Annotated in this window: 1 protein-coding gene; it reads left to right on the forward strand. The window is 62.7% G+C overall.

Features of this window, described 5'->3' with window-relative positions; translation table 11 throughout:
* The coding region (locus M9827_RS04495) for a cadherin-like domain-containing protein (RefSeq protein WP_250603775.1) at window positions 1-5,735 on the forward strand (5,735 nt) is incomplete at both ends.

A 5,735-nucleotide genomic window follows, 5' to 3' on the forward strand; every position in this document is an offset into this window, starting at 1 on the left:
CGGCCTCGACGTGAATGGCGGCGAACTCACCGTTTACGAAAAAAATCTCACTGACGGCAGTGCACCGGATTCCACCGCACTGACCCAAAGCGGCACGTTCACCATCACCGCACTCGATGGCGTCACAACCCTGACTGTCGGCGGCATCGCCGTCGTCACCAACGGTGTAGCGGCAGGTTTCCCGCAATCGATCACCACGCCGCTGGGCAGCACACTGACCATTACCGGTTTCAACGCTGCTACCGGCGTGGTGAGTTACAGCTACACCTTGGCCGATAACGAAGCCCATCCGAACGCCAACGGCGCGAACAATCTGCCTGAGCAGTTCGCCGTCACGGTGGTCGACGATAACGGCACCACCGCCAATGGCACGCTGGACGTCAACATCGTCGACGACCTGCCAAAAGCCAACGACGACAGCAACGGAACCGCGTCAGAAAGCCAACTGACGCTGACCGGCAACGTCCTGACCAACGATGTGCAAGGCGCTGACCGCGTACCCACCGGACCGGTAACCCCGGGCACATTCACCGGGACTTACGGCACCTTGGTCCTCAACGCCAACGGCACGTATACCTACACCCTGAACACCAGCGATGCCGATTTCAAAAACCTCCACGGCGGTGGCAACGGCACAGAGACCTTCGCCTACACCATTACCGATTCCGATGGCGACACCAGCACCGCGAACCTGGTGCTGAACATCCACAACAATGATGATCAGGTCTACCTCAACGGCCTTGACGTCAACGGTGGCGAACTGACGGTTTACGAGAAAAATCTGAGTGACGGCACCAGCCCCGACACCCCGGCGCTGACCCAGAGCGGCACTTTCACCGTCACCGCCCTCGACGGTCTGCAAACCCTGACTGTGGGCGGCATCAACGTGGTGAGCGGCGGTGTTGCCGCAGGCTTCCCGCAATCGATCGTCACGCCGCTCGGCAGCACGTTGACCATCACCGGTTACAACCCGGCGACTGGTGTGGTGAGTTACAGCTACACGCTGGTCGACAACGAAACCCATCCGAACGCCAACGGCGCCAACAGCATCACCGAGAACTTCAACGTCGTCGCCACGGACACCGATGGCAGCACCGCCAACGGCCAGATCAACGTCAACATCGTCGATGATTTGCCCAGCGCTCATCCTGATGCCGCGTCGGTGGCGGAGGGCGGCACGGTCAGCGGCAATGTGCTGAACAATGACATCGGCGGCGCCGACGGCCCGGCCGTGACCGGAGCGGTGGTCGGTGTGCGCGCCGGCGCCGATACGTCGACGTCGGCCATCGGCGGCCTCAACAGCAACATCAACGGCACCTACGGCTACCTGACCCTGGACGCCAATGGCAACGCGGTCTACCACAGCAATCCCAATACCGTGAGCGGCCCGGGTGCGGTGGATGTATTCACCTACACCGTGCGCGATTCCGACGGCGATGAAAGCACCACCACCATCACCATCGATGTCGCCAACAGCAAGCTGTGCGCGACCAGCGACACCGACGTCACCGTCTTCGAGAAAGCGCTGGACCTGACCAAGGACGGCGCGGATCTGGCGCCCGGTACGGTTACCGGCAGCGACCCGACCAGCACCGGCGAAACCGCGTCTGGCACGTTGGTCGGCTCGGTCACCGGGGCAGTCGGTGCTATCAGTTATGCGCTGGTTGGCAGCGCCACCGGCAACTACGGGCAAATCGTCCTCAACCCCAATGGCACTTACACCTACACGCTGACCTCGCCGGCGAGCACCACGCCGCATGCCGACGACGGCGCCAACACCCTGAGCGAAACCTTCACCTATCAGGCCACCGATTCGCTCGGCAATATCGTCACCAGCACCCTCGTCGTCAGCATCGTCGACGACGTGCCAAAAGCCGTGAACGACAGCAACGCCAACAGCGCCTCGGAAACCCAGCTGACCCTGACCGGCAATGTGCTGACCAACGATGTGCAAGGTGCCGATGTGGTTGCAACCGGACCGAATGCCGGGCCGATCACTCCCGCCACTATCGTCGGGACTTATGGCACCTTGGTGCTCAACGCCAACGGCACGTACACCTACACGCTGGACGGCAACGACGCCGACTTCAAAAACCTGCACGGCGGTGGCAACGGCACCGAAACCTTCACCTACACCCTGACCGATGCCGACGGCGACACCAGCACCGCCAACCTGGTGCTGAACATCCACAACAACGATGATCCGGTGCTGCTCAACGGCCTCGACGTCTATGGCGGCGAACTCACCGTCTACGAGAAAAACCTCAGCGACGGCACCAGCCCCGACACCCCGGCGCTGACCCAGAGTGGCACGTTCACCGTTACCGCTCTCGATGGTCTGCAAACCCTCACCGTTGGTGGCATTGCCGTGGTCACCAACGGTGTCGCCGCAGGCTTCCCGCAATCGGTGGTTTCGCCGCTGGGCAGCACCTTCACCGTCACCGGTTACAACCCGGCTACCGGCGTGGTCAGTTACAGCTACACCCTGGTCGACAACGAAACCCACCCGACCGCCAACGGTGCCAACAGCCTCACCGAGAACTTCAACGTGGTGGCGACGGATACCGATGGCAGCACTGCCAACGGTCAGATCAACGTCAACATCGTCGATGACCTGCCGACGGCCAAACCCGACACCGGCTCGGTGGCCGAGGGCGGTACGGTCAACGTCAGCGTGCTGGGCAATGACATCAGCGGTGCCGATGGCGCGGCGACGGTGGTTGGCGTGCGCGCGGGCAGCAATACCGGCACCTCGGCCATCGGCGGCCTCAACAGCAACATCAATGGCAACTTCGGTTACCTGACCCTCGATGCGGCCGGCAACGCCGTCTATCACAGCAACCCGAATTCGGTGAGCCCTCCGGGTGCCACCGACACCTTTACTTACACCGTCCGCGACAGCGACGGCGATGAAAGCACCACGACCATCACCATCAACGTCGCCGACAGCAAATTGGTCGCCTCGGTCGATCAGGACGTGACGGTGTACGAAAAAGCCCTCGACCTGAGCAAGGACGGAGCGGATCTGGCCCCCGGTACGGTCACCGGTAGCGATCCGACCAACACGGGTGAAACCGCCACCGGTACGCTGGTCGGCGCGGTCACCGGCGGCACGGGCGCGATCACCTACACCCTGGTTGGCAGCGCCACTGGCACTTACGGGCAGATCCAGCTCAACGCCGACGGCACCTACACCTACACGCTGACCTCGGCGCCGAAAACCTCGCCGGGCGCCAACGACGGCGCGAACACGCTAAGCGAAAGTTTCACCTACAAAGCCACTGACGCGCTGGGCAACAGCACCACCAGCACACTTGTCGTCAATATCGTCGATGACGTGCCAAAAGCGGTGGCGTCGGATCGTTCAGTGGCGGCGGTGGAGATCGATTCCAACCTGCTCATCGTTCTTGATATCTCCGGCAGTATGGCCGACGCCTCCGGTGTGCCGGGCCTGTCGCGACTGGCGCTGGCCAAGCAGGCAATCAGTGCCTTGCTCGACAAGTACGACGACCTCGGGGATGTCAAAGTCCAGCTCGTCACCTTCAGCAGCAACGCCACTGACCGAACCTCGGTGTGGGTCGATGTGGCAACCGCCAAAACCATTCTCGCCGGACTCACCGCAGGCGGTGGCACCAACTACGACGCCGCGGTGGCGGTGATGCAAACCGCGTTCAACACCTCGGGCAAGCTCACCGGGGCGCAGAACGTCGGTTACTTCTTCTCGGACGGCAAACCCAACGAAGGCGACATCAACGCTGCCGACGAAGCTGCGCTGAAAAACTTCCTTGATGCCAACAACATCAAGAACTACGCGATCGGTCTCGGCAGCGGTGTGAGCAACGCCAATCTCGATCCGCTGGCCTATGACGGCATCAGCCACACCAACACCAATGCGGTGGTGGTCACCGATCTCAACCAGCTCAACTCGGTGCTGTCCGGCACCGTGGAAGGCGCACCGGTCACCGGTTCGTTGCTGGGCGAGGGCGGTACGTTCGGCGCCGATGGCGGCTTCATCAAGTCCATCGTCGTTGACGGCACCACCTACACCTACGATCCGAAAGCCCTCAGCGGCCAGGGCTCGTTGACGGCTACCGGTGGCATCAACCACGGCACTTTCAACACCGTCAACAACACGTTGAGCATCGCCACCAACAACAGCGGCACCCTGGTGATCAACCTCGACACCGGCGACTACAGCTATACCTCACAGAAAACCACGGCGGTGGTGATTACCGAGAACATCGGCTTCACCCTCAGCGACAACGACGGTGACCTCGCCAGCTCGACGCTGACCGTGAAAGTGATCCCCAACGCGCCGCCGGTGGCCGTGGACGACCACGTCATCACCAACGTGCTCTCGGGCAACATCGTGGTGCCGGGCGAACTGTTGCTGGCCAACGACACCGATCCGAACGGCGATACGCTCAACGCTACGCCAACCAGCTTCAACACCGCCTGGGTCTCGAAAGCGGCGGACTTCACCGGTACCGGCGCCATCAGCTTCACCGGCACCAATGCCAACACCGCCGCCAACCAGAACCTGGCCAACGTGCGCAATGCGTTCTCGGCCAACGCGGCAACCATGACCGCCGTGCTGGTGGTCAGCGGCTACCTCGGTGGGGTGAGCAACAGCAACGCCAACGATGAAGATCGCATCACCGTCAATCTGCGCCAGGGCGAAACCCTCAACCTGGATCACAACCTGGCGGCCGCTAACGTCAGCATGGAGTACTCGATCAACGGTGGCGCGTACATTGCGCTGGCGGACGGGCAAACCCTCACCGCGACGTCGGACGGCGTTTACCAGATCCACATCACCAACATCACCAACCCAACAGGTGGTAACGCTAACGGGTCGGAAAACTACCAACTGACCATGACCCTCAACTACGCCGGGGCGCATGACATCACCCCGGACTACCACGGCACCTACACCGCCAATGACAACCACGGCGGCAGCGACACCGCCGCCGTGACCATCAGCTATCAGGATGGCCACACGCTCACCGGCACAGCGGGGGATGACGTGCTGGTGGCCGGCACCGGCAACAACATCCTCAACGCGGGCGATGGCAACGACGTGCTCACCGCAGGTTCCGGCAACAACGAGCTGCACGGCGGCGCCGGTAACGACTTGCTCTACAGCGGCCCGGGCAATGACCTGCTCGACGGCGGTACCGGCATCGACACCGCCAGCTACGCCCACGCCACGGCCGGGGTCACGGTCAACCTCGGCCTGCTCGGTGCGCAAAACACCCTCGGCGCCGGCACCGACACCCTGACAGGCATCGAAAACCTGGTCGGCTCGAACTTCAACGACACCCTGACCGGCGACAACAATAACAACGTGATCAACGGTGGCTTGGGTAATGACATCCTCAACGGTGGCGGCGGTGACGACTTGCTGATTGGCGGCATGGGTAACAACACCATGACCGGCGGGGCGGGGGCCGACACCTTCCAGTGGCTCAAAGGCAACAGCGGCCATGACCTGATCACCGACTTCACCCCCGGCACCGACAAGCTCGACCTGTCGCAACTGCTGCAGGGCGAAAACGGTTCCACCGCCTCGCTGGATGACTACCTGCACTTCACCGTCACCGGCAGCGGCGCCTCGGTGCTAACCAGCATCGACGTCAGTGCCATGGCCGGCGCCACGCCGAACCAGACCATCGACCTGGCCGGCGTCAACCTCGCCAGCCATTACGGCGTGACGCCGGGGGCGGGCGGGGGGG

Source organism: Pseudomonas sp. AKS31, from assembly GCF_023634765.1.
Taxonomy (GTDB): domain Bacteria; phylum Pseudomonadota; class Gammaproteobacteria; order Pseudomonadales; family Pseudomonadaceae; genus Aquipseudomonas.